Source organism: Xanthomonas graminis pv. graminis (genome assembly GCF_030168915.1).
Lineage (GTDB): Bacteria > Pseudomonadota > Gammaproteobacteria > Xanthomonadales > Xanthomonadaceae > Xanthomonas_A > Xanthomonas_A translucens.
In genome coordinates, this window is record NZ_CP076255.1 from 431,953 (window position 1) to 456,088 (window position 24,136).

Sequence of the window (24,136 nt, forward strand, 5' to 3'; positions counted from 1 at the left end):
GCCAAGGGGCGAAGTCGGTTGGTCGATAACATCATGGAGCAGCCACCAGGAATCTACGGTCAAAATCGGGAGTCTTCACCAGGCGTGCCTGCCAGTAAGGGCTGAACAGGCTGCCTTTTTCGAACTTTCCATCGCCTCTGCCCCACACCGAGCGCCGGAAGGCGCTGAGTTCATAGGGCCGGTTGAAGTAGACCTGCGCGCTTGCCATCGCACGCAGTTGCTCGCCGTGCGCCTCGTCGTTGAGTTGCATGCGTCCGTTCCCGATCTTCAGCGCGGAACTGGTACGAGCCTTGGCGATCTGAGTACCCACTTCGACGGTATAGATCGGCCCCGCGTTGGGGCCATCAGGACTTTGCGAATAGGTGTCCTTGACGTCGTGATACCGGGGGCTGATGCCATAGCGATAACCAATGATGAATGCCCTGTCGCGCCTGAATTCCGGCGCGACAGCGGGGTCGCCTTCGATGAATCTGCCAGCGATATCGCTACTGCGGGTGCCGTTGTAGGCTTGGTAGCGGTGACCGTCATAGGGGGATTGCCAACCCTGCCCATTGTTCATGCCGGCGAAGAAATTCGGTTTGCGCCCGCTCACCGCCTGGGTACCGCCCCAGCCGATTGGAAACTTGAAGGTCTTCAAGAACAAGGGCAGCTGGAACTGAAAGGCGTCTACCCCCGACCAGCGATCATACTCGACCATGTCGGTGCCGCCATTGTTGTTGAACACCCCGAACGCGGTGCCGTCGCGCGCGCGCGTGAACGTGTCGCGAGACGCCATCACGACATTGCGATAACGCTCGCCGCCTTGATTGACACGTCTCAGACCTGTGCCACGGCCAGGATCATAGGATTGAAGTTGGTTGCCGGCCAAGCGAACGTTGTTTGCAAGCAGGAACTTGCCGGCCGTCGTCAGGTCGGCATCTGGCACGTTGTCCTTGACCACTGTGCTCGCCATCGTGAAGACGTTGTCTTCTGACGCGAACGTGCTTGTTGCTGCCTCGGCGGCCAACGAATAGGGGTGGTCGAGTGCCTGGTCCAGCCAGGTCGTGGTGGTATTCGCGGCCTGCAGAAAGATGGTTCGGAAGGCCTTGATGGCTCTGTTAAGCACGGTCATTGCGCGATCAATGGCGATCAGCGCTTCCTCTAGGCCAGGTACCCAAAACAGCAGGACTTCGGCGAACTTGTTGAATTTTTCGAAGTGGACCGTGGTGGAATGGACCATGGTCAGCCAGGAGTTCAGGCTGACGATCTGCGCGACCGCCACCTCATTGGCAACGCGTCCGCGATTCAGATAGGCCGCGAAATTGCGCGCGCGCGCCTGCTCGATAGCGATGTTGTACGCCGCGGCATCAGCGGCGTTGGTGAGTTCGACTTTCTTGCCGACCACCTGGCCAGTGTTGAATGTCACCAGCAAGCCAACGCACAGCACCATCAAAAACACCAGCACCATCGGCATGGCCTGCCCTTCCATCCTGGAACGGGTGCACGCTGGCGCTGGCGCGGCATTCGTGGTCGGGGGGGGCGGCGGCGACGATGATCACCATGCGGCTTCCTTCAGGCAACATCCCGTGCAGAGCGCGACGCATGCGCATCGTGCCCGGCTGGGTTCCATGGATTGGGTTACTCACTAAAGCGCAGGGGCCTGCCTATGGCTGCTGCCTGCACAACCGATAACAGGCCACCATCTGCCCTTGCTCGGGCAGATGGTGGCAAGGGCTTTACTTGTTGCCGTTGTACTTGGCCATGCCCTTGTCGTTCTGTGCCTGCTGCTGTGCCTGACCAGCATTGGTGCCAGCGCGGCCGATCATCTCCTTGGCGTCTTTACCCGACAGTTCCTGCGCCATACCGGCGACCTGGCTACGGACGGTGCCGCCGAAGAACGTGAACACGCCGATCGCCGCGATCGCGATCAGGGCCACGATGATGATGTACTCGGTCATACCCTGGCCGAGCTGGTTGCGGCCGAAACGAATGTGCCTGCGTTGGTGTTTCATTGAATCCTCTCCTTGGCTCTGGCGCCTACTGGACCGGCCGCACACTTACGTCCGCGCGGTTGCGTGTAGGCGTGTGGGTTGCATAAGTGAAATGTGCATAGCTGTGAAGTGATCTTTGGTCCGCACATTTGACATCGCTGACAAATGTTTCTCGGACGATGAAACTTTAGCGTCAACAAATTGCTGGAACAAGAAAAATGACGTTAATACGTTGACAAAATATGATATGCACATCCCGGAAATTGGTCAAAATTCAGGCGCGACGTTTCATCAATTGATTCACTCTGTGCTGATTTCGGAATGCCAGCGTGTTGGTTGACTAAAGCGCACAGGCAAGCTCGATCCTGAGAATTTTTGATACAAAAAGGTTGCATCGCTGACATCCATCTGGATGAATAGGGAATACGGCCATTCCCTGGATTTCCGGGCGCGCGGCGCCGTTGCGCAAAAATCGGAATGAATATCCCAATTTTTCCGTATTAGTGGGATAGGCCGTACGCTCTCGAAGGTTGGTCGTCTGTCGCCTCGTCGCTGCTCCCGTGCAACGGGATCGCGCAGTTCAGCGGCGCAGTCGGCCAGCGGCCGTACGAACGCGGGGCTTTCGTAGCACGGACGCTGGGGGATTGGACTGTCGCTTTCTCGGCAGGCGCGCGCTGCAGCTGCTCTGCCGTCGAACGTGGCTGCGCTGCCGATGCCGACGATGCCTTGTCCCGAGCGCGATTCAGGCGCACCCGCCGCGCCTCGCGTCGTTCCGCTACCGCGAGGCGCGCCGTGTATCGGATGTGGGTTGTTCCTGCTGTGCGGCCCGCAACACGCGGGCTACATACTGCATACGTCAGGGCCGCACGCCGATCAGCTACGCAACCCCACCCCACGCTTCAGCAGCCACAGCGCCAGCGCGCTGAGCACCGCGACGAAGCTCAGCATCAGCGCATAGGCCACCCACACCGGCACGTCGCTGCTGCCCAGCAGGCCGTAGCGGAAGGCGTTGACCATGTAGAAGATCGGGTTGGCGTGGGTCGCCGCCTCGGCCCAGCCGGGCAGCAGCTTCACCGAATAGAACACGCCGCCCAGGTAGGTCAACGGGGTCAGGATGAAGGTCGGCACGATCGCCACGTCGTCGAACTTCTTCGCGTACACGGCATTGATGAAGCCGGCCAGCGAGAAGATCGTCGCGCCCAGCAGCACCGTGGTCAGCGTCACCAGCGGGTGCGGGATGCGCACCGGGGTGAAGAACATGGCGACGATCAGCACCAGCACGCCGACCATCAGCCCGCGCAGTACCGCACCGGCCACATAGCCCCACAGGATCACCCAGTTCGGCATCGGGCTGACCAGCAGTTCCTCGATGTGGCGGCCGAACTTGGCGCCGAAGAAACTGGAGCTGATGTTGCCGTAGCTGTTCTGGATCACGCTCATCATCACCAGGCCGGGGACGATGAACTGCATGTAGCTGTAGCCGCCCATGTCGCCCACGCGCGAGCCGATCAGCCCGCCGAAGATCAGGAAGTACAGGGTCATGGTGATCGCCGGCGGCACCAGGGTCTGGCCCCAGATGCGCAGGATGCGCTTGACCTCGCGGCGCACCACGGTGCCCAGCGCGACCCAGTTGCGCTGGGCCGGCGTGGTCTCGGGAAGGGGGGATTGCGGTTTGGCGGTGGTGTTCATTGGTGTCCAGCGAAAGAGGGGTCAGGCGGCGGGCGGCGGCGGCGGCGAATCCGGCGCCGGGCCGCTTGCGCCGTCCGGGTGGTCGCCGGTCAGGCGCACGAACAGTTCCTCCAGGCGGTTGCTCTTGGTGCGCATCGAGCGCACGCGGATGCCGGCGGCGCCGAGCGCGGCGAACACGCGGTTGAGGTCCATCGCCCGCGGCATGTCCAGGTCCAGGGTGTGCGCGTCCTGCGCCAGCAGGGTGGTGCCCTCGATCGCCGGCAGCTGCGCCGGCAGTGCGCCGTCGATGTCGAGCAGGAAGCCTTCCACGTCGAGTTTGGCCAGCAGGTCGCGCATCGGTCCCTGTTCGACGATACGGCCGCGGTCGATGATCGCCAGGTTGCGGCACAGGTTTTCCGCTTCCTCCAGGTAGTGCGTGGTCAGGATGATGGTGGTCCCGGCGGCGTTGATCTCGCGCAGCAGCCGCCACATGTCGCGGCGGATCTCGATGGCCACGCCGGCGGTGGGTTCGTCCAGGATCAGCAGGCGCGGCTGGGTCATCATCGCGCGGGCGATCATCAGCCGCCGCTTCATGCCGCCGGACAGGGTGCGACTCATCACCTGCGCCTTCTCCCACAGGTGCGCGCGCTTGAGTTCCACTTCGGCCCGCCGCTCGGCCTGCGCGCGCGTCAGGCCGTAGAAGCCGGCGTAGTTGACCAGGATGTCGAAGGGGTTCTCGAACAGGTTGAAGTTGATCTCCTGCGGGGCCAGGCCGAGCAGGCGCATCGCCGCGCTGCGCTGGGTGGCCAGGTCGGTGCCGAACACCTCGACCTGGCCGGCGCTGAGGTTGACCAGCGAGCTGATGATGCCGATCAGGGTGGACTTGCCGGCGCCGTTGGGGCCGAGCAGGGCGAAGAAGTCGCCGGGCAGCACATCCAGCGACACGCCGTGCAGCGCCTGCACGCCGTTGTCGTAGGTCTTGCGCAGCTCGCGCACGCGCAGCGCGGGCACCGGCGCGGAGGAGGGGAGCGGGGAGGCGGGATTCAAGGCGGACCTTTCGCGCCGTGTTGACGGCGCTGAAGAAATGCAGCCGCTATTATAGAAGACCTCGTGGGCTCGGCCCCGGCCATAGACTGTTGCATCCGCGTGCCTGCCCAATTCCCGTTGAAACTGGTCGACCGCCACATGCTGGCCCCGGCCGTCGGCCACTACCGCTTCGTCCGCGACGACGGCCAGCCGCTCCCGTTCGTGCCCGGCCAGTTCGTGCAGGTGCACTTCCACTATGCCGACGGCACCGCGACCAAGCGCAGCTACTCGCTGGCGACCCGCCATGACCCGGCGCAGCCGGCCGATGCGACGGTCGAGATCGCGGTCAGCTTCGTCGCCGGTGGCGCCGCCACGGCCCTGTTCGAAGGCCTGGAGATCGGCGGCCAGGTGTCGGCCAGCGGTCCCTACGGCCGCTTCTGCCTCGGCCAGGGCGACAGCAACCGCCGCTACCTGCTGATCGCCACCGGCACCGGCGTCACCCCGTACCGCTCGATGCTGCCGCTGCTGCAAGCGGCGATGGCCGAGCGCGGCGCGGAGGTGGTGTTGCTGCTGGGCGCGCGCACGCCTGCCGAGCTGCTGTACGGCGACGAGTTCCGCGCCTTCGCCGACGCGCATCCGGGGTTCCGCTTCGTACCGTGCTTCTCGCGCGAGCTGCCCGACGCGCCGCATGCGGACGTGCGCCACGGCTACGTGCAGCAGTTCCTGGCCGAGTTCGCGCCGCAGGCCGACGGCGACATCGCCTATCTGTGCGGCAATCCGAACATGGTCGATGCCTGCTTCGATGCGCTGAAGGAGGCCGGCCTGCCGGTGCAGCACATCCGCCGCGAGAAGTACGTCAGCAGCAAGTAGCGGCTGCGCGGCACCGGCCGGCCAGGCCGCGCGCCTGCATGGCCGGCAGCGTGCCGGCCGCGGCTGCCGCCGCACCGACTGGCCGAGCTTCCCTCCGACAGCGCGGGCCATACCGAGCACGACGTCATTTCGGTTGTCGCCGCCTGTAAAGGACGCTTGACAGAGGCGCGGTCCACGCGCATCCTCCTGTAAAGCTTGCTTGACAGGGGGTCGTATGGAAAATGTCGTGGGAGTCTCCGTTCGCCGTCATCCGTGCCTTGCCGGTGCCGGAGTGCGGCCGTGACCCGCTGCAAGCGCAGCGCGATCGTGGTGCTGAGCGTGAGCGTGGCCTTGCTCGCGGTCACGCCGTGGCTGCGGTGGTTGCGCGGCGACGATTACTTTCGCGGGCTGTGGTTCGGTGTGTGCATCGGCGGCATGTTGCTGGCGCTGATGCTGTGGTCGTCGTCGGGCAGCCTGCGCGACAGCGCGGTGCCGGCGCTGGCGCGCCGCTACTACCGTGAACTGGGTCCGCCGATGTTGCTGTACGTCGTGGTGATGCTGTGCTGGAAGCGCCTGCTCGACAGCGTGCAGGCGGACTGGGCGCGGGTGCTGATCGCGCTGCTGCCGGCGCTGCTGGTGGCGCTGGTGATCCGTGCGGTGGCGCGCTTTGTGCGCGACTCCGACGAGATGCAGCGGCGCATCGAACTGGAGTCCATCGCCATCGCCGCCGGGCTGGTCGCCGGTGGCTACATGACCGCCGGTTTCCTGCAGGCGTCGGGCACGATCGCAGTGCCGGCAGCGGCGGCGATGCTGTGGGTGTTCCCGCTGCTGTGCGCGATCTACGGCATCGCCAAAGGCGTGAATGCGCGCCGCTATCAATGAACAGCCGCATCCGCGAACTGCGCGAGGCCTGCGGCTGGTCGCAAGGCGAGCTGGGCGAGCGGCTGGGCGTGTCGCGGCAGACCATCAACGCGTTGGAAACCGGCAAGTACGATCCGAGCCTGCCGCTGGCGTTCCGGATCGCGCGGCTGTTCGCGCACAGCATCGAACAGGTGTTCCTGTTCGACGATTCCGAGTAGTCCCTGCGACCTGCCATCGGTCGCCTACGACGCCATGCTCCCGCATGGCATCCTGCACCTCATGACCTCAAGGATGCGAACCATGCGACACCCCTGCAGACCGCTCGCCGTCGTGGCGGCGACCTTGCTGCTCGCCGCCTGCCAGGGCGCCGCCGTGCCGGCGCCGCAGAACGCGGGGCGCAGCTACGGGATGCTGCGCTTCCACCCCTGCACGCTGACCAGTCCGGTCGCGGCCAACAACGTCGAGGCGCAATGCACGCGCATGCCGGTGGCGGAGAATCCGGCGCTGCCCGGCGGGCGCAAGATCGCGCTCAACATCGCCTGGTTGCCGGTCACCGGCCAGGGCGGCAGCGATCCGGATCCGGTGTTCTTCCTGGCCGGCGGCCCGGGTCAGGCGGCGACCGAGGTGGCCAGCATCGTCGACATGGCCTTGCGCGAAACCCGCAAGCGCCGCGATGTGTTCCTGATCGACCAGCGCGGCACCGGCCAATCCAATCCGCTGACCTGCCTTGGCGCGGACGGCAAGGAAATGCAGCTGTCCGATCCGGCGCGCGCGCCCACCAAGGACGAGTTGCTCGCCTATGCAGGGCGGTGCGCGCAGTCGCTGCAGGGCCGCGCCGACCCGCGCTACTACACCACCACCCAGGCCATCGCCGACCTGGACGCCGTGCGCGCCGCGCTCGGCACGGACAAGCTCAACCTGATCGGCGGTTCCTACGGCACCCGCGTCGCCCAGCAGTACGCGGCGCGCTATGCGGCGCATACCCGCAGCGTGGTGATCGACGGCGTGGCGCCGAACGACCTGGTGGTCGGCGGCGAGTTCGCCACCACCTTCGAGGATGCGATCAAGCTGCAGTCCGAACAGTGCCGGGCCACCCCGGCCTGCGCCAAGCGCTTTCCCACGGACACCCGCGCGCAGCTGCGCACGGTGGTGGAGCGGTTGCGGCAGGCGCCGGCGCAGGTGGATTACCGCGATCCGGCCAGCGGCGAGAGCAAGCACGACCGGGTGACCGCCGATACCGTCACCAGCCTGGCGTTCTCGTTCTCGTATGCGCCGCAGACCGCCTCGCTGTTGCCGCTGGTGCTGGACGAGGCCGCGCACGAGCGTTATGCGCCGCTGATGTCGCTGGCGAAGATGATGGGCAAGCAACTGGACGGGCAGATGAACCGCGGCATGCAGTGGTCGGTGATCTGCGCCGAGGATGCCGACCGCTACCACCCACCCGCCGCTGCCGCCGACACCTTGCTCGGTCCGGAGGTGGCGCAGATGTTCTTCGCCGCCTGTCCGGCATGGCCGACCGGGACGCGTCCGGCCGATTTCACCGCGCCGTTCACCTCCGAACTGCCGGTGCTGCTGACCTCCGGCGAACTGGATCCGGTGACCCCGCCGCGCTACGCCGCGCGCGTGCTGCAGGGCCTGCCCAACGGCCGCCACCTGGTGGTGCGCGGCCAGGGCCACGGCACCATGACCCTGGGCTGCATGCCCAAGCTGCTGAGCCAGTTCTTCGAGAACGCCGACGCCAAACAGCTCGACGCCACCTGCCTGGACGCGATGAGCGGCGTGCCGGCCTTCACTTCGTTCAACGGATGGGAACCATGAGCCGCGCAGCGTTTCGCAGGGAGGACCGCGCATGATCGTCGCCGACAATCTGCACAAGGCGTTCAAGACCAAGGCCGGTACCGTGCAGGCGGTGCAAGGGGTCAGCTTCACCGCCGCCGACGGCCAGATCACCGGCCTGCTCGGCCCCAACGGCGCCGGCAAGACCACCACCTTGCGCATGCTGTACACGCTGATGACGCCCGACCAGGGCCAGGTGCGGGTGGACGGCATCGACGTGGGCAAGGATCCGCTGGCGGTGCGTCGCGCGCTGGGCGTGCTGCCCGACGCGCGCGGCGTGTACAAGCGCCTGACCGCGCGCGAGAACATCGCCTACTTCGGCGAACTGCACGGGCTGTCGGCGGCGCGCATCGCCGAACGCACGCGGCTGCTGTCGGCGGCGCTGGACATGGACGACATCCTCGACCGCCAGACCGAGGGCTTCAGCCAGGGCCAGCGCACCAAGACCGCGATCGCGCGCGCGCTGGTCCACGACCCGCGCAACGTGATCCTCGACGAACCCACCAACGGCCTGGACGTGATGACCACCCGCGCGATGCGCGGCTTCCTGCGCGGGCTGCGCGCAGAGGGGCGCTGCGTGATCTTCTCAAGCCACATCATGCAGGAGGTGGCGGCGCTGTGCGATCGCATCGTCATCGTCGCCAAGGGCACGGTGGTAGCCGCCGGTACCGCCGACGAACTGCGCGCCCTGACCGGCGAAGACAATCTGGAAGACGCCTTCGTCAAGGCGATCGGCAGCGAAGAGGGACTGCACGCATGAGCCTGTTTCGAACCGTGTTCACCGTGATGCGCAAGGAATTGCGCGATCTCTCGCGCGACCGCCGCACCCTGGCGCTGGCCCTGCTGCTCGGCCCGCTGCTGTATCCGGCGTTGATCCTGGGCATGGGCGCGCTGGCCGAGAGCCGGGTCAGGACCCAGATCGACAAGCCGCTGGACATCCCGGTGATCGGCCGCGAACGCGCGCCGAACCTGGTCGCGTTCCTCGCCGCGCAAGGCCTCAACGCGGTCGCGCCGCCCAAGGACCTGACCGCGGCGATCCGCAGCCAGGACGTGGACCTGGCGCTGAAGATCGACGAGGACTACGCCAATGCCTGGCGCGAGGGGCGGCCGGCGCTGGTGGAGATCATCAAGGACAGCACCCGCCGCGATGCCGACATCCCGACCACGCGGGTGCAGACGGCGCTGAGCATGTACAGCCAGCAGGTCGGCGCGCTGCGGCTGCTGGCGCGCGGCGTCGATGCGCAGGTGGCGCGGCCGCTGGACATGGCGGTCCAGGACCTGGCCACGGCCGAGGCCAAGCGCGGCGTGCTGCTGGCGATGCTGCTGCCGGTGTTGCTGAGCATCACCTCGTTCATCGGCGGCGCCTACCTGATCCTCGACGCCACCGCCGGCGAACGCGAACGGCAATCGCTGGAGCCGCTGCTGGCCACGCCGGCCTCGCGCGGCGCCATCGTCAGCGGCAAGATCGCCGCCGCCTGCGTGGTCGGGCTTGCCTCGCTGCTGCTGACCCTGCTCGCATTCAAGCTCAGCGCGCAGGTGGCCAGCGGCATCGGCCGCCAGCTCAACGTCGGTTTCGTGGCGATGTTGCAGATGCTGTTCGTGCTGCTGCCGATGCTGTTCATCGGCACCTCGCTGCTGACCGTGCTGGCCGCCGCGGCCAAGAGCATGAAGGAAGCGCAGAGCCACATGACCTGGCTGATGCTGCTGCCGATGCTGCCCGGTTACGCGTTGATGGTGTATCCGCTGAAGACCACGCTATGGCAGTTCGCGGTGCCGTTCCTGGCGCAGAACCAGATGCTGTTGAAGATCATCCGCCGCGAACCGATCGACCTGCAGATCTGGGCGGTATACCTGGCCGCCGGCTTCGGCCTGGCCGCGGTGCTGTGGCTGGCCGCGGTGCGCCGCTACCGGCAGGAGCGGTTGGCGATATCGGGGTGATTGGGCGGGACTCGGGACCCGGGACTCGGAAAAAGCGGCGACCACCTGTGCTGCAGGATCATCGCGCTAAAGCGGCTTCGCTCTTACGGGTCCCGAGTCCCGAGTCCCGAGTCCCGAGTCCCGATAAAAAGCCCGGCACATGCCGGGCTTTTTGCACGCTCAACCGCCGGGATTGAACGCCAACGTGCGCCGCGTCGTGACCGGCGCGCTGACCGGCTCGAAGCGCCAGCGCTTGGTGGCGGTCAGCGCTTCGCGATCGAACACCCGTGGCGGGGTGGCGCGCAGCACGCGCGCGCTGGTGACCGAGCCGTCGGTGCCGACGGTGATCTCCAGCAGCACTTCGCCGGCGGTGCCCGAGCGCAGCGCGTCGGGCGGGTAGCGCGGCGCCGGGGTGCTGATCGCGCGCAGCGATTGGGGGCTGGCGGCGGCTGCCGCTGGAGGTGCCGCAGCTTGTGCGGCCGGGGCCGGGGCCGCGGCAGGGGCCGGTGTCGGCGCGCTGCGCGCAGCGGCGGCCTGGCGCTCGGCTTCCTGGCGTGCGCTTTCGCGGCGCGCGGCTTCCTGTTGCGCGGCGATCTGCTGCGCGGCCTGCGCCTCGCTGGCCTGCTGCTGCGCCTGCTTCTGCTGCTCGGCCAACAGCTTGGTCTTCTGTTCGGCCTCCTTCTTGACCTTGTCGGTCTCTTCGTGGCTGCGTTGCGCCGCGGACTGCATGCCGTTGCTCACGCCCAGCTTCAGCCGCGGCAATGCCGGCGCCTGGCTGTCGATCTTCTCGATCAGCGCGACCAGCCGCTGCGCTTCCGCGAAGTCTTCGCGGTTGATGCTCTGCTCGGCGGCGATCAACGTGTACGGCATCAGGTCGGTCAGCGCGCTCTTGACCCCGGCGTCGTCCGGCTGCTTGTCGCGCAACGCCAGGTAGTACTCGACCGCGTTGTTGCCGGCCGGCGCGTACATGCGGTTCTCGCGCAGCGCCTGGCTGGCCGATGCGTGCAACTGCTCGGTGCCCATCGACTGCACCTTGGCCGAGACCGGCGGCGCGGCCGGCGCGGTGGCTGCGGGTGCCGCCGCCGGCGTGGCGGCCGGCGCGGCGTCTTCCTGCCTGGAACAGGCCGCCAGCGCGGCGAGCAGCAAGACCGGCGCCATGCGGCGCGCCTTCGCGAATGTCGTGACCTGCAACATGCTTCCCCCTACTCCCCGGTGATGGCAATGAAATACGCAGCGGCGGTTCTCCCATGCAGCCGGCACGGCTCCCCCGTTCCCTGCCAGCGCACCCCGCCCATCAATCTAGCATCCACTTCCGCCGCGTGCTTGACCGCCGCGTGGCGACCGCCGCAAAAGCGTGAGCGCGTGCACGCGAGGTCAGTGCGCCGGTTTCGCCGGCGCGGACATCAGCCGGTCGGTCCAGGCGATGCCGATCGCCGACAGGATGAAGATGCCGTGGATGATGGTCTGCCACAGCACGCCGGTCTGGGTCAGCGTCGCACAGCTCTTCAGGTCCACCGTGGCCGCCGCACTGGCCAATTGGTCCGGCGAGCACAGCGGCATGCCGCCCAGCGCGCCGACCGCGATGAAGGTCTTGAGCAGGTGGATCGAGGAGATGCCGATGATCGACAGCGCCAGCTTCACCTTCAGCACGCTGGCGTTGACGTGGCTCAGCCACTCCGGCTGGTCCGGATGGCCTTCCAGGCCCAGCCGCGAGACGAAGGTTTCGTAGCCGCCGACGATCACCATCACCAGCAGGTTGGAGATCATCACCACGTCGATCAGGCCGAGCACGATCAGCATGATCTGCTGTTCGCCCAGGCTCGGCGCCTCGTGGATCAGGTGCCACAACTCCTTGCCGAACAGGAACACATAGACGCCCTGGGCCACGATCAACCCCAGGTACAGCGGCAACTGCAGCCAGCGCGAGGCGAAGATCAGACTGGACAGCGGGTTGAGGCGGGGCGTCGCGGGCGCAGGCGGGCTCATGACGTGGTATCGGATGCTGCGGTGCAGGAAGGCGCAGGGTACTGGCCCGCCGGGATGCTGCCAAGCGCGCGCCACGGCTACACTGGACGCCCCCTTTCCGGACCGCCGCCATGATCGATCTCTACTACTGGCCCACGCCCAACGGCCACAAGGTCACCTTGCTGCTCGAAGAGGCCGGGCTGGACTACACCATCAAGCCGGTCAACATCGGTGCCGGCGAGCAGTTCGCGCCGGCGTTCCTGGCGATCTCGCCGAACAACAAGATGCCGGCGATCGTGGACCATGCGCCGGCCGACGGCGGCGCGCCGCAGAGCGTGTTCGAGTCCGGCGCGATCCTGCTGTACCTGGCCGAGAAGACCGGGCGCTTCCTGCCGGCCGATCCGCGCGGGCGCATCGTCGCGCTGGAGTGGCTGTTCTGGCAGATGGCCGGGCTCGGCCCGATGAGCGGGCAGATGGGCCACTTCAACGTGTATGCGCCGGAGAAGATCGGCTACGCGATCGACCGCTACAACGCCGAGGTGCGGCGCCTGCACGGCGTGCTCGACAGGCGCCTGGCGCACAGCGACTATCTGGCCGGCGCCGAATACGGCATCGCCGACATGGCCAGCTATCCGTGGATCGAGGTGTACAACGGACTCGCCCCCGACTATGCCGCGTTCCCGCACCTCAAGCGCTGGCACGACGCCATTCGTGCGCGCCCGGCCACGCAGCGCGCCTACGCGCTGAAGCAGCAGGTCAACCCGAACGCCGGCAAGCCGCTCAGCGACGCCGAACGCAAGCACTTGTTCGGCCAGCGCTGAACTGGTACGGGACACGCTTTTAAAACCCTGGACGGGCGCGCATGATCGCTGCGCTCCGTAATCCCCCAGGAAACTTCATGCGCTCCGTATTCGCCGCTCTCGCCCTCATGCTCGCCACGTCTCTGGTTCCCGCGCACGCCGAAAAACTGACCCTGGACGCCATCGCCGGCAGCAAGCCGCTGTCCGGGCCGACCTTGATGAAGCCGCAGGTCGCGCCCGACGGTTCGCGGGTGACCTTCCTGCGCGGCAAGGACAGCGACCGCAACCAGCTCGATCTGTGGGAATACGACATCGCCAGCGGCCAGACCCGCCTGCTGGTGGACGCGAAGGTCGTGCTGCCCGGCACCGAGACGCTGAGCGACGAGGAAAAGGCGCGGCGCGAGCGCCAGCGCATTTCCGCCTATGCCGGCATCGTCGATTACCAGTGGGCGCCGGATGCGCATGCGCTGCTGTTCCCGCTCGGCGGCGAGCTGTATCTGTACGATCTGCGCAAGACCGGCCGCGCCGCGGTGCGCAAGCTGACCCATGGCGAAGGCTTCGCCACCGATCCGAAGATCTCGCCGAAGGGCGGCTATGTCAGCTTCGTGCGTGCGCGCAACCTGTGGGTGATCGACCTGGCCAGCGGCCAGCAGCACCAGCTGACCCGCGACGGCAGCGAGACGATCGGCAACGGCGTGGCCGAGTTCGTCGCCGATGAGGAAATGGGCCGCCACACCGGCTACTGGTGGGCACCGGACGATTCGGCGATCGCCTTCGCGCGCATCGACGAATCCGGCGTGCCGGTGCAAAAGCGTCCGGAGGTGTATGCCGACCACACCGAGGTGATCGAGCAGCGCTATCCGCAGGCCGGGCAGCCCAACGTCACGATCCAGCTGGGCACGATCGCGCCGCGCGCCGACGCGCAGCCGCAGTGGATCGACCTGGGCAAGAACCCGGACATCTACCTGGCGCGAGTGGATTGGCGCGATCCGCAGCGGCTGACCTTCCAGCGCCAGTCGCGCGACCAGAAAAAGCTCGAATTGATCGAGGCGACCCTGGCCAGCGGCAAGCAGCGCGTGCTGGTCACCGAGACCAGCAAGACCTGGGTGCCGCTCAACTACGACCTGCATTTCCTCAAGGACGGGCGCTTCGTCTGGGGTTCGGAACGCAGCGGCTACGAGCACCTGTACCTGGCGTCGGAAGACGGGCGCAAGCTGGTGCCGCTGACCCAAGGCGAGTGGATCGTGGACGGTGTACTGGCGGTGGACGAGGTTGCCGGTAAGGTGTACTTCGCCGCGACCAAGGAGTCGCCGACCCAGACCCATCTCTATGCGGTGCCGCTGTCCGGCGGCGCGATCGAGCGGCTGTCCAAGCCCAATGGCAATCATCGGGCCAGCTTCGCCAAGAACGCCAGCGTCTACGTCGACAGCTGGTCCAATACCACCACGCCGCCGCAGATCGAACTGTTCCGCGCCAACGGCGAAAAGATCGCCACGCTGCTGGTCAACGACCTGGCCGATCCGCAGCATCCCTACAGCAAGTACCGCGATGCGCAGCGTCCAGTCGAGTTCGGCACCCTCACCGCGGCCGACGGCAAGACCCCGCTGCACTACCGGTTGACCAAGCCGGCCGGCTTCGACCCGGCCAAGCGCTATCCAGTGGTGGTCTACGTCTACGGCGGCCCTTCCTCGCAGACCGTGTTCGACGTCTGGCCGGGGCTGTTTGACCAGTATCTGGCCCAGCATGGCTACATCGTGTTCTCGGTCGACAACCGCGGCACCCCGCGCCGCGGCCGCGATTTCGGCGGCGCGCTGTACCAGCGCCAGGGCACGGTGGAAGTGGACGACCAGCTGCGCGGCGTGGCTTGGCTGAAGGCGCAGCCGTGGGTGGATGCCGCGCGCATCGGCGTGTTCGGCTGGTCCAACGGCGGCTACATGACCCTGATGCTGCTGGCCAAGCACAGCGAGGCCTATGCCTGCGGCGTGGCCGGCGCGCCGGTGACCGATTGGGGGCTGTACGACAGCCACTACACCGAGCGCTACATGAACCTGCCCGCGGCCAATCCGGACGGCTATCGCGACAGCCGCGTGGCCGCGCATCTGGACGGCCTGAATTCGCAGTTGCTGCTGATCCACGGCATGGCCGACGACAACGTGTTGTTCACCAACTCCACCTCGCTGATGAGCGAGCTGCAGAAACGCGGCAAGCTGTTCGAGCTGATGACCTATCCCGGCGCCAAGCATGGCCTATCCGGCAGCAATGCGCTGCACTTCTATCGCACCACCGAAGCGTTTCTGGCGCGTTGCCTGAAGCCCTGACCGCCGTCCGCACCCACGCTCGCCGAAAAGGAGGTCTGCATGTCCACGCCGCCGCCGCTGCCCGCTTCGCCCTTGTCCGATCCCACTGCCGCCGCGCCGCCGACAGCGGCCCGCAAGGGCTGGTGGGCACGCCACTGGAAATGGGCGGTGCCGCTGCTGGCGTTGCTGCTCGGCGCGATGCTGCTTGCCTCGATGGCGGTGTTCGTGCTCGGCATCGCGCGCGTCACCAAGGCGTCCGAGCCGTACCGCGTCGGCCTGATGGCCGCGCAGCGCGACCAGCGGGTCATCGCGGCGCTGGGCGCGCCGGTCAAGGACGGGATCATCCCCAGCGGCAGCATTTCCACCAGCAACGGCACCGGCAGCGCCAATTTCAGCGTGTCGCTGCACGGCGCGCGCGGCAACGGCACCTTGTACATCGAAGCCGAGCGCCATGCCGGCCAATGGCATTACACGACGCTGCAGGTGCTGCCCGACGCCGGCGAGGCGATTCCGCTGCTCAAGGATGTCGCGCCGGACCAGGATGACGTCGGCGAAACCGATGCCGAGTCCGGTTCCGACGCGGATGCGGCCAGCGAGAAACAGGCCGAAGTGGATCCGTCTGCGCCGGCCGAGGCGCATAGCACGCACTAAGCTCACTTGCGGCCGCGGCGTGCGCCGCGCTTGCAGACGGGACGCAAGCCGCCCGGCCGTTCCGTCGAGTCGCTGCGTTGCGCGGGCAGGAGGGATGCCGTGCATCGCGCTGTCGCCGTGCTGCCGATCGCAGACGGTGTCGCCGTGTGTACGCGTCGCGTGCCTGTCGCGTGCCTGTAGCGGCCATCGCGCAATTCGGGTCGCTACCCTGACCGCGTCCGTTTCGCGCGCGATCGCCGGCTACCCGACGCGGGCATGACCTACGGCAGCTTGCCGGCCGCACGCGCGCCGCGTACGGTCGCCGCATCGTCCCGCTGGAGATCCGCCGATGAAGCCACTCGTCCTCGCCATCGCGCTGGCCCTGGTCGCGCCACTGCCTGTCCTCGCGCAGGCCGCGCCGGCTACCGCGTCGGCCGCGGCCGCCGGCCCGGCATGGGTGAAGCGCAGCAACGACTTCGCGCAGATCCTGCTGCAGGCGCAGGCGCCGTTCCAACCCGAGGAGGTGAGCTTCTTCGGTGTGCCGGGGTATGACGACAAGGTCGCCGACCTGGGGCCGGATAATGCGCGCCGCTATCGCGACGCGCTCGGCAAAGCCCGGCGCGCGCTGCAGGAGAAGCGGGAGGTCGAGCGCGACCCCAACGTGCGCCAGGATCTGGCGATCATGATCCATGCCGCCGACCAGGCGGCCGAAGGCAGCGCCTTGAACGAGCGCCTGCTGCTGCCGTGGCAGGATGCGCCGCAGATGGTGTTCGGCGGGCTCAACAACCTGCTGTCCGAACAGGTGCCGGCGGCGCGCCGGGCCAAGGCGCTGGACCGGCTGCAGCGCTATGTCGGCCTGCTGCCCGGCAGCACTTCCACACTGCTGCTGGCGCGCCAGCGTTACGAGGAAAAGCGCGCCGACGGTTCGCTGTTGCCGCCGACCCGGCGCGAGGTCGAGCAGGCCTTGAGCAACGTGGACACCTATGCCAAGGGTATTCGCGAACTGTTCGCGACCTACAGGATCGACGGCGCCGACCCGGCGCTGGCGGCGATGGACAAACAGTTCAAGGACTACGCCGCCTGGACGCGCAAGGTGGTGCTGCCGAACGCGCGCGAGGACGCGCGCCTGCCGCCGGAGCTGTACGCCTTCCAGCTCAAGCAGGTCGGCATCGACATCGCGCCGCAGTTGCTGATGCAGCGCGCGCAGCTGGAGTTCATGGAGACCCGCGCGGCGATGCAGCAGCTGGCGCCGCTGGTGGCCAAGGCCAAGGGCCTGAAGCTCGACGATCCCGGCGACTACCGCGCGGTGATCCGCGCGCTCAAGCGCGACACCATCGCCAACGACAAGCTGGAAACCCATTACCGCGGCGTCATCGCCCAGATCGATCCGATCATCCGCCAGCAGCGCATCGTCGATGTGCCGCAGCGGCCGATGCAAATGCGGCTGGGTTCGGCGGCCGAGAGCGCGGCGCAACCGGCGCCGCATTTCCGCCCGGCGCCGCTGGTCGGCAATACCGGCGAGCAGGGCACCTTCGTGCTGCCGCTCGGCAATCCGGATACGGCCGGCAAGGGCGAGCACTACGACGACTTCAGCTTCGGCTCGGCGGCGTGGACGCTGAGCGCGCACGAGGGCCGGCCCGGCCACGAACTGCAGTTCACCGCGATGGTCGAGCGCGGCGTGTCGCTGGCGCGCAGCATGTTCGCGTTCAACTCGGTCAACGTCGAGGGCTGGGCGCTGTATGCCGAGGCCGAAATGGTGCCGTACGAACCGCTGGACGGGCAGCTGATCGCGCTGCAGTTCCGCCTGCTGCGCGCCGCGCGCGCCATGCTCGACCCGATGCTCAACCTGGGCCTGACCGACCGCGAACGCGCGCGCCTGGTGCTGGAGAACGACGTCGGCCTGTCGCCGGCGATGGCGCGGCAGGAACTGGACCGCTACATGATGCGCGCGCCCGGCCAGGCCGGCAGCTATTTCTACGGCTACAGCCGCATCATGGAACTGCGCATGCGCACCGAACTGGCGCTGGGCGCGAAGTTCGACCGGCTGAAGTTCAACAACTTCCTGCTCGACCAGGGACTGCTGCCGCCGGACCAGCTGGCCACGGCGGTGGACGAGATATTCGTTCCGGCGCAGCGGAAGTGACGTGATCACAACAATATCTATGTCGCTGCGCTACATGGCGCAGCGACACAAATAGTGCCCATCAATGCTCTTCTGAAACATTTCTTGATGCTGACATCTTGTTCAGTCGCTGGCTCCTGTCTCCGCCGACCGGGCAACCCTTGTGTTTCGTGCACTTGTAGGCCACATCGCACGCGAGCTGTCTGTGATTCAATGTGGTTCAGGAACTAATTCGGGTGGTTTGGTGCCAGTCCATTTCCCCTGTTTGAAAGCGCCTGGGCAGATCGACTCATATTGGGCGAGTGCCTGGATCGCTTTCTGAGTCCATGGAATGCAGTAATTGCTTACTACATACGGGCCAGTGCAGTACGGAGGAGAAATCGGCAACCAAGTCCCTTGGATCGGGTTCAGCGGCTTCCAGGCGTAGTCGGGTGGCAGGCACCCTTTCGTGCAGAACAAGAACGGATCGTCATCGCGGCACACCAGCTGCACGTGAGGCGTCGAGGCAGTCGCGCTGGTCTGCAGTCCAATCACGCCGACCAATATCCATATCCAACGTTTCATAACGATTCCTTCTATCAATGACGGTGTTTACCGGGTGCTCAGGCTAACGAACTGCCATTACCTTTGCGGGTCCCAACCCGCAGGCCTGACAGGTCGCTGAAATGTCCACGGGTCGAAGAATACTATAATCCGGCCAATAGCTTACAAGGGCTGTCGGGCGAGGGCCGCCTGCGCCTCGGCCGCTGCGCCGGCCCAGGGAGCGGTTGAAGCCGGACGTCGGAGTTGGGCCGACATGGGTCGGCTTGCGACCTTGGCCGGCCGATTGTCGGGGCGAACGGCGCTCCGGCGGCAAAAACCGCGCCGGGTTGCACTGCAAGGAGACGCTCAGCGTTGCTCCGGCGGCAGAGGCTGTTTGGGCTGCGACTCTGGCGCCGCCGGCGCCTGCGCCCCCGGCGGCACCCAGATCGCCATGCCGGCGGCGCGCTTCTGCGTGGTCGGGATGCCGATGCCCAGGCCGCCGCCGACGTGGCCGCCGTAGCTGCCGCCGCCGATCGATACGCCGCCGCCCGAGCGCTGCGAGGCCACGCCCATCAGCACCACGCCGTTGGCGCCGAGCTTGGCCGCCTCGCGCTTGAGCCGCGCCATCGCCGCATCGGTCTGGCCCTGGGTGCCGAAGCCGGCCGCGCTGGACGATTCGAGCTGGGCGATGTCGACCGCGCCGAGCGGCGGGGTCGAATAGATCTGGACCAGGGCCGGGTCGATCGGCGGACGCGGCGCACCGACCATCACCTTGGAGGAACTGGCGCAACCGGCCAGCGCGCACAGCAGCGCCAGCGGCAACAGCGGTCGGACGTTCATGGCATTACCCCCGTGGATCGGATACGAGGCGATGATAGGCGCGACCAGTGAACCGCGACGTACCCGCCATTGCCGCGCCACCGTGGCACGCCTGCCGTGAGTCCCGTGCCAAGAGTTGGTTTGCGCCGGCGGGGGCGCGCGCTATGGTGCGCACTGGCATTCAGCGAAGGGCGGCGGCATGGGCGTGATCAGTCTGGTGTGGGGCATCGTGGCGTTGCTGTGGATGATCCTGGCCTTCATCCCGCTGCTGGGCTGGGGCAACTGGTTCGTGATTCCGTTCGCCGCGGTCGGCGCGATCATTGCCGCGATCGGCCTGCTGTTCACCTCGGCCCCGAACCGCGGCCGCGCCAAGACCGGGCTGATCCTCAACGGCTTGGTGATCGTGGTCGGGGTGATCCGGCTGAGCCTGGGCGGCGGTGTGATCTAGCCAGCGCAGCCGGGCACGGCGCATGCCGTGTTGCAGCATGGCGCCGCCCACAGGCGGCCGGCAGGCGTAACATTCGGCGGTGACGATCGCTGCGGCGGCCGTCACCGTTCGCGCCGGTGCGTGCGGCGCGGCTCGGTAGACCGGGCGCCGCCCCGCGTTGCCGCGTGCGCGCCGCCCGATCCGTCCCTGCAGGAGCCTCACGTGGCCCATCCCCATTACCGCCCCCGGCGCATGCGCCGCGACGATTTCTCGCGCCGGCTGATGCGCGAGAACACCCTGACCGCCGACGACCTGATCTGGCCGGTGTTCGTGCACGAGCTGCCCGGCCGCGCGCCGATCGCCTCGATGCCGGGCGTGGCGCGGCTGTCGATCGACGAATTGCTGAAGGAGGCCGAGACCGCGCTGGAACTGGGGATCCCGGTGATCGACCTGTTCCCGGTGATCGACGCGGCCGGCAAGAGTCTGGACGCCGCCGAAGCCTGGAATCCCGATGGCCTGGCGCAGCGTGCGGTGCGCGCGCTGAAGACGCATTTCCCCGAACTGGGGGTGATGACCGACGTGGCGCTGGACCCCTACACCACCCACGGCCAGGACGGCATCATCGACGCGCGCGGCTACGTGCTCAACGACATCACCGTCGAGGCGTTGGTCAAGCAGTCGCTGTCGCACGCGCAGGCCGGCGTGGACATCGTCTCGCCCTCGGACATGATGGACGGGCGCATCGGCGCGATCCGCCGCGCGCTGGATGCCGACGACCACCTGCACGTGCGCATCATGGCCTATTCGGCCAAGTACGCCTCCGCGTTCTATGGCCCGTTCCGCGATGCGGTCGGCAGCGCCGGCAACCTCGGCAAGGCCGACAAGACCACCTACCAGATGGACCCGGCCAACGGCGACGAGGCCATGCGCGAGATCGCGCTGGACCTGGAGGAGGGCGCGGACATGGTCATGGTCAAGCCCGGCATGCCGTACCTGGACGTGGTGCGGCGGGTGAAGGATGCATTCCGCGTGCCGACCTTCGCCTACCAGGTCAGCGGCGAGTACGCGATGCTCAAGGCCGCCGCCGCCAACGGCTGGCTGGACGAGCGCAAGTGCGTGCTGGAATCGCTGATGGCGTTCAAGCGCGCCGGCGCCGATGGCGTGCTGACCTATTTCGCGCCGCAGGTGGCGCGCTGGCTGCGCGAGGCGCGCTGAGGCGGTGGCGTACGTTCGGTGCAGATGATGCGGCTTGTTGTAGGAGCGGCTTCAGCCGCGACCGATTCCTACCGGTAACGCCCGGTCGCGGCTGAAGCCGCTCCTACAACGCCCTGCGGATCGCCGGCTGGGTGCACTGTAAGAGCGGCTTCAGCCGCGACAACGTCCGAAGTCGGAAGGCGCGCCGCTGCGCTCGTCGCGACTAAGACAGTTGCTCCTGCAAAGGCAGGATGCGCGCAGGGAAAAACTTGCAGACATAGGCTCCGCAGTTACGCGGACGTCGGTGTGGACGATGGATGCGCCAGCGGCATTGATGGCGCCCCTGTCAGGCAGCCCAACCCGACCAGCGTCGCCTCCACCGCTTCGTCCAGTGGCGTGTGCGGTTCGTCGCCTAGCGTGTGCAGCAGGCGCGCGTTGCGCATGCGCAGCGGATGGCGCCACAGCGGGCGCATCTCGCGCAGTTCGCGCGCCAGCGGCCAGAACGGCGTGGCCAGGGTCAGCAGCCACCACGGGAAGCGGCCGGTCTTCGGCGGCGCCATGCCGTGGCGCTGCAGCACGCGGGCGATCGCCGCGGCCATCTGCGTGCCGTCGGCGTCCCAGTGTCCGTCCATATGCAGGCGCGCGAACGCCGGAAGCGCGTCGCGCTGCTGCAGCAACCGGAGCATGGTCCGCGCCACGTCCGGCACGTACGCCCATTGGTGGCCGACGCCCGGATCGCCCGGCAGCGTCACGTTGGCGACCGGACGCCCCGGTTTCACCATTCCCTGCGCGAACCAACTATTGCTCACGCGCGGGCCGAAGAAGTCGCCGGCGCGCACCACGATGACCCGCGCGCCGTGCGCGGTGGCGGCCTGCAGGCGCCGCTCCAGCGCGACCCGGATCGCGCCCTTGCGCGTGGCCGGGGTCTGCGCCGCGTCTTCGTCCGGTGCCGGGTAGGCCTCCAGGCCGTAGTTGTAGACCGTGCCCGGCAGCACGATGGTCGCGCCTTCGGCGCAGGCCGCGGCAATCGTGTTGTCGATCATCGGCAGCACCAGGTCGGACCAGCGCCGGTAGCCGGGCGGATTGACCGCATGCACGATCACCGCGCAGCCGTGCGCGGCTTGCAATACGTCCTCGCGGCGCATCGCGTCGCCGCGCAGCCAGTGGATGCCGTCGCGGGTTTCGCTGGCGGTCGCCAGTGCGCGTTGCAGGGCGCGCACATGCCAGCCGGCATCGCGCAGTTGGCGCGCCAGTTCGCCGCCGATGCCGCCGCTGGCGCCCAGGACCAGGGCAGTAGAGATCGTTGCCATGCGGATGCTCCGTTTGCGGGGAAGGCGATCAGTGTGGTCGCCGCTGCAGCCCAAAGGAATTGGCGAACATCGGCCATCAGCTATACATTTGTGTATGGACAACGCCATCGGTTGGGAGCTGTACCGGTCCTTCCTCGCGGTGCTGGAGGAGGGTTCGCTGTCGGCGGCGGCGCGTGCGCTGGATCTGACCCAGCCCACCGTCGGCCGGCATGTGGCGGCGCTGGAAAAAGCGCTGGCGGTGCCGTTGTTCGTGCGCTCGCAGAGCGGCTTGCTGCCGACCGATGCGGCGCTGGCGCTGCGCGGCCATGCGCAGGCCATGGGCAGCATCGCCGCCTCGCTGCAGCGCGCGGCCGGCCGCCACGGCGAGGCGGTGCAGGGCACGGTGCGGATCTCCGCCAGCGAGATCGTCGGCGCCGAAGTGCTGCCGCCGGCGCTGGCCGCATTGCGCCGCGCGCATCCGCAGCTGCGCTTGGAACTGGTGCTGAGCAATCGCGTGCAGGACCTGTTGCACCGCGAGGCCGACGTGGCGGTGCGCATGACCCGACCGCAGCAGGATCTGCTCATCGCCCGCCGCATCGGCGAGATCGCGCTCGGCCTGTACGCCCATCCGGACTACCTGGCCCGGCACGGCAGCCCGCACAGCCTGGACGAGCTCATGCAGCACGCGCTGGTCGGCTTCGATGCGGAGACGCCGTTCCTGCGTGCCGCACGTGCGGGGCTGCCGCGATGGCGCCGCGAGGCGTTCGCGCTGCGCGCCGACAGCGACCTGGCGCAACTGGCCTTGATCCGCGCCGGCTGCGGCATCGGCTTCTGCCAGGCGGCCCTGGCCCGGCGCACGCCGAACCTGGTGCCGGTGCTGGCGCAGCAGGTACGCATCGGCCTGGACACCTGGATCACCATGCACCAGGACCTGCGCGGCAGCGCCGCCTGCAGCGTCGTATTCGCGGCGCTGGCGGAAGCGATGACCGCGCACGTGGGCTGAGGCACGCACGCGGTCGCTTCGGCGTGTTGCGAGCAATTGCCCGGCAACCTCGACAACCGCTCAGCCGAGCATGACGCTATTGGCGAGTCCCGAGTCCCGAGTCCCGAGTCCCGGCCTTACGGCATCGTCAACGCGATCGGCGTGGACTTCATCGCCGCGGAGATCGACGGGAACGGATCGACGCTGGCCATGGTGATCACGTCGTCGATCGACACCACATCGCAGTTGATGCTGTCGTCGTTCACGCACAGGTAGGCGGCCGCGCCCACGCCCGGCTCGTACACCGCCTTCCACACGTACTCGGGCACTTCCACCTTGTCGGTGCCGATGGTCCTCGCGTTGCTGTCGAAGGCCGGGCCGGTCACCACGTAGATCTCGCCGCGCTGCTTGGCCAGCTGCCGCACCTGCTCTTCGATACGCGCCCATTCGCCGGTGTTGAGCTTGTGGTCCTGCGGGACCACGTTGGCCATCGAGAAGGTTTCCTTCTCCGTGCTTTCGGTCGAGGCGTCGCCGGCCGGGGTCATATGGCCGCGGTCGAAACCGGTGTTGGTGTAGTCCGAGCTCTTGGAGCGGTCGGCGGCGGGAATGGCGGTTTCCTCATGGAACGAACCGACCCGGCCGATCGACTCGGCGCCGGCGACCTGCTGGTCGGTCAGGTGCTCGGCCGAGTACAGCGGACCCTTGGTCACGCCCGAGGCCAGGATCGCGTATTCGCTGTGGCAGACCTCGGTGGTGCGGGCGCTCAGCGAGGCATCCACGCTCGGCGGCTTGCCGCCTGCGTACAGGGTGGCGCAACTAGTGGCGGCCATCGCCGTTTGGGCCGTGAACAACGCAAGCAGAACCAGACAACCGCGCAGAGAGAAGGACATCGCGTACCTCGCTAGCCAAGGGGAGTGAAGAAACTGGCGAGGGGCGATGTCGCTGCGGTGACGATTAGATGT

The 24,136-nt window shown here is 67.5% G+C and carries 23 protein-coding genes; 13 read left to right on the forward strand and 10 right to left on the reverse strand.

Annotated elements, in window-relative coordinates:
• Positions 1-31: 31 nt before the first annotated feature.
• From KHF85_RS01860 to KHF85_RS01875, 4 genes are all read right to left on the reverse strand, one after another.
• Positions 32-1,453, reverse strand: a complete 1,422-nt coding sequence (locus tag KHF85_RS01860) for a pilus assembly protein TadG-related protein (protein WP_284568300.1) — start codon at positions 1,451-1,453, stop codon at positions 32-34.
• A 262-nt stretch (positions 1,454-1,715) separates the two neighbouring features.
• Positions 1,716-1,991: a pilus assembly protein gene (locus KHF85_RS01865; protein ID WP_284568301.1), complete on the reverse strand. Its 276-nt coding sequence runs from the start codon at positions 1,989-1,991 to the stop codon at positions 1,716-1,718.
• 852 nt (positions 1,992-2,843) lie between these two features.
• Entirely contained in the window at positions 2,844-3,659 is an 816-nt protein-coding gene (locus KHF85_RS01870; RefSeq protein ID WP_284568302.1) for an ABC transporter permease, read from the reverse strand.
• A gap of 21 nt (positions 3,660-3,680) precedes the next feature.
• Entirely contained in the window at positions 3,681-4,685 is a 1,005-nt protein-coding gene (locus tag KHF85_RS01875; protein WP_284568303.1) for an ABC transporter ATP-binding protein, read from the reverse strand.
• 138 nt (positions 4,686-4,823) lie between these two features.
• On the opposite strand from KHF85_RS01875, the gene KHF85_RS01880 reads away from it, so the two are divergent.
• From KHF85_RS01880 to KHF85_RS01905, 6 genes are all read left to right on the forward strand, one after another.
• Positions 4,824-5,534, forward strand: a complete 711-nt coding sequence (locus tag KHF85_RS01880) for an FAD-binding oxidoreductase (protein WP_058360896.1) — start codon at positions 4,824-4,826, stop codon at positions 5,532-5,534.
• 279 nt (positions 5,535-5,813) lie between these two features.
• A complete protein-coding gene (locus tag KHF85_RS01885) occupies positions 5,814-6,395 on the forward strand; it encodes a hypothetical protein (protein WP_284568304.1) in 582 nt (193 codons plus the stop codon).
• A complete protein-coding gene (locus tag KHF85_RS01890; protein WP_284568305.1) occupies positions 6,392-6,592 on the forward strand; it encodes a helix-turn-helix transcriptional regulator in 201 nt (66 codons plus the stop codon). Before KHF85_RS01885 ends, KHF85_RS01890 begins: the two co-directional genes overlap by 4 nt.
• Positions 6,593-6,674: 82 nt before the next feature.
• Positions 6,675-8,192: an alpha/beta hydrolase gene (locus KHF85_RS01895; protein ID WP_284568306.1), complete on the forward strand. Its 1,518-nt coding sequence runs from the start codon at positions 6,675-6,677 to the stop codon at positions 8,190-8,192.
• A 31-nt stretch (positions 8,193-8,223) separates the two neighbouring features.
• The gene (locus tag KHF85_RS01900; protein ID WP_284568307.1) at positions 8,224-8,970 is read left to right on the forward strand and encodes an ABC transporter ATP-binding protein; all 747 of its coding nucleotides are present in this window, start codon (positions 8,224-8,226) and stop codon (positions 8,968-8,970) included.
• Positions 8,967-10,148: an ABC transporter permease gene (locus KHF85_RS01905; RefSeq protein WP_284568308.1), complete on the forward strand. Its 1,182-nt coding sequence runs from the start codon at positions 8,967-8,969 to the stop codon at positions 10,146-10,148. Before KHF85_RS01900 ends, KHF85_RS01905 begins: the two co-directional genes overlap by 4 nt.
• A 159-nt stretch (positions 10,149-10,307) precedes the next feature.
• Here KHF85_RS01905 and KHF85_RS01910 read toward each other — a convergent pair whose 3' ends face one another.
• Positions 10,308-11,321 (reverse strand): energy transducer TonB, encoded by a 1,014-nt coding sequence (locus KHF85_RS01910; RefSeq protein WP_284568309.1) that lies wholly within the window; start codon positions 11,319-11,321, stop codon positions 10,308-10,310.
• 180 nt (positions 11,322-11,501) lie between these two features.
• The gene (locus KHF85_RS01915) at positions 11,502-12,113 is read right to left on the reverse strand and encodes a TIGR00645 family protein (protein ID WP_284568310.1); all 612 of its coding nucleotides are present in this window, start codon (positions 12,111-12,113) and stop codon (positions 11,502-11,504) included.
• A gap of 110 nt (positions 12,114-12,223) precedes the next feature.
• Between KHF85_RS01915 and KHF85_RS01920 the strand changes: the two genes are divergently transcribed.
• The 4 genes from KHF85_RS01920 (at position 12,224) to KHF85_RS01935 (ending at position 17,962) form a co-directional block, all read left to right on the forward strand.
• Positions 12,224-12,913 (forward strand): glutathione binding-like protein, encoded by a 690-nt coding sequence (locus tag KHF85_RS01920; RefSeq protein WP_284568311.1) that lies wholly within the window; start codon positions 12,224-12,226, stop codon positions 12,911-12,913.
• A 77-nt stretch (positions 12,914-12,990) separates the two neighbouring features.
• The gene (locus tag KHF85_RS01925) at positions 12,991-15,210 is read left to right on the forward strand and encodes a S9 family peptidase (protein ID WP_284568312.1); all 2,220 of its coding nucleotides are present in this window, start codon (positions 12,991-12,993) and stop codon (positions 15,208-15,210) included.
• A 39-nt stretch (positions 15,211-15,249) separates the two neighbouring features.
• Positions 15,250-15,840, forward strand: a complete 591-nt coding sequence (locus KHF85_RS01930; protein ID WP_284568313.1) for a cytochrome c oxidase assembly factor Coa1 family protein — start codon at positions 15,250-15,252, stop codon at positions 15,838-15,840.
• 328 nt (positions 15,841-16,168) lie between these two features.
• The gene (locus KHF85_RS01935) at positions 16,169-17,962 is read left to right on the forward strand and encodes a DUF885 domain-containing protein (protein ID WP_284568314.1); all 1,794 of its coding nucleotides are present in this window, start codon (positions 16,169-16,171) and stop codon (positions 17,960-17,962) included.
• 189 nt (positions 17,963-18,151) lie between these two features.
• Here the strand turns inward: KHF85_RS01935 and KHF85_RS01940 are convergent, their stop codons facing one another.
• Positions 18,152-18,505: a hypothetical protein gene (locus tag KHF85_RS01940; RefSeq protein WP_081275049.1), complete on the reverse strand. Its 354-nt coding sequence runs from the start codon at positions 18,503-18,505 to the stop codon at positions 18,152-18,154.
• Positions 18,506-18,829: 324 nt separating this feature from the next.
• Positions 18,830-19,303 carry a hypothetical protein gene (locus KHF85_RS01945; protein WP_064540285.1) on the reverse strand — a complete coding sequence of 158 codons (474 nt, stop codon included), beginning with the start codon at positions 19,301-19,303 and terminating at the stop codon, positions 18,830-18,832.
• A gap of 178 nt (positions 19,304-19,481) precedes the next feature.
• On the opposite strand from KHF85_RS01945, the gene KHF85_RS01950 reads away from it, so the two are divergent.
• Together KHF85_RS01950 and hemB are read left to right on the forward strand one after the other, a co-directional pair.
• A complete protein-coding gene (locus KHF85_RS01950) occupies positions 19,482-19,730 on the forward strand; it encodes a hypothetical protein (RefSeq protein WP_003471133.1) in 249 nt (82 codons plus the stop codon).
• A 201-nt stretch (positions 19,731-19,931) separates the two neighbouring features.
• On the forward strand, positions 19,932-20,924 hold the full coding sequence (hemB, locus tag KHF85_RS01955) for a porphobilinogen synthase (protein ID WP_064540283.1): 993 nt from the start codon (positions 19,932-19,934) through the stop codon (positions 20,922-20,924).
• Between the two features lie 269 nt (positions 20,925-21,193).
• On the opposite strand, the gene KHF85_RS01960 is transcribed toward hemB, so the two are convergent.
• The gene (locus KHF85_RS01960) at positions 21,194-22,213 is read right to left on the reverse strand and encodes an NAD-dependent epimerase/dehydratase family protein (protein WP_284568315.1); all 1,020 of its coding nucleotides are present in this window, start codon (positions 22,211-22,213) and stop codon (positions 21,194-21,196) included.
• Positions 22,214-22,307: 94 nt separating this feature from the next.
• Between KHF85_RS01960 and KHF85_RS01965 the strand changes: the two genes are divergently transcribed.
• Entirely contained in the window at positions 22,308-23,195 is an 888-nt protein-coding gene (locus KHF85_RS01965) for a LysR family transcriptional regulator (RefSeq protein WP_284568316.1), read from the forward strand.
• Positions 23,196-23,311: 116 nt separating this feature from the next.
• On the opposite strand, the gene KHF85_RS01970 is transcribed toward KHF85_RS01965, so the two are convergent.
• Positions 23,312-24,064, reverse strand: a complete 753-nt coding sequence (locus KHF85_RS01970) for a DNA/RNA non-specific endonuclease (protein ID WP_284568317.1) — start codon at positions 24,062-24,064, stop codon at positions 23,312-23,314.
• Positions 24,065-24,136 lie beyond the last annotated feature (72 nt).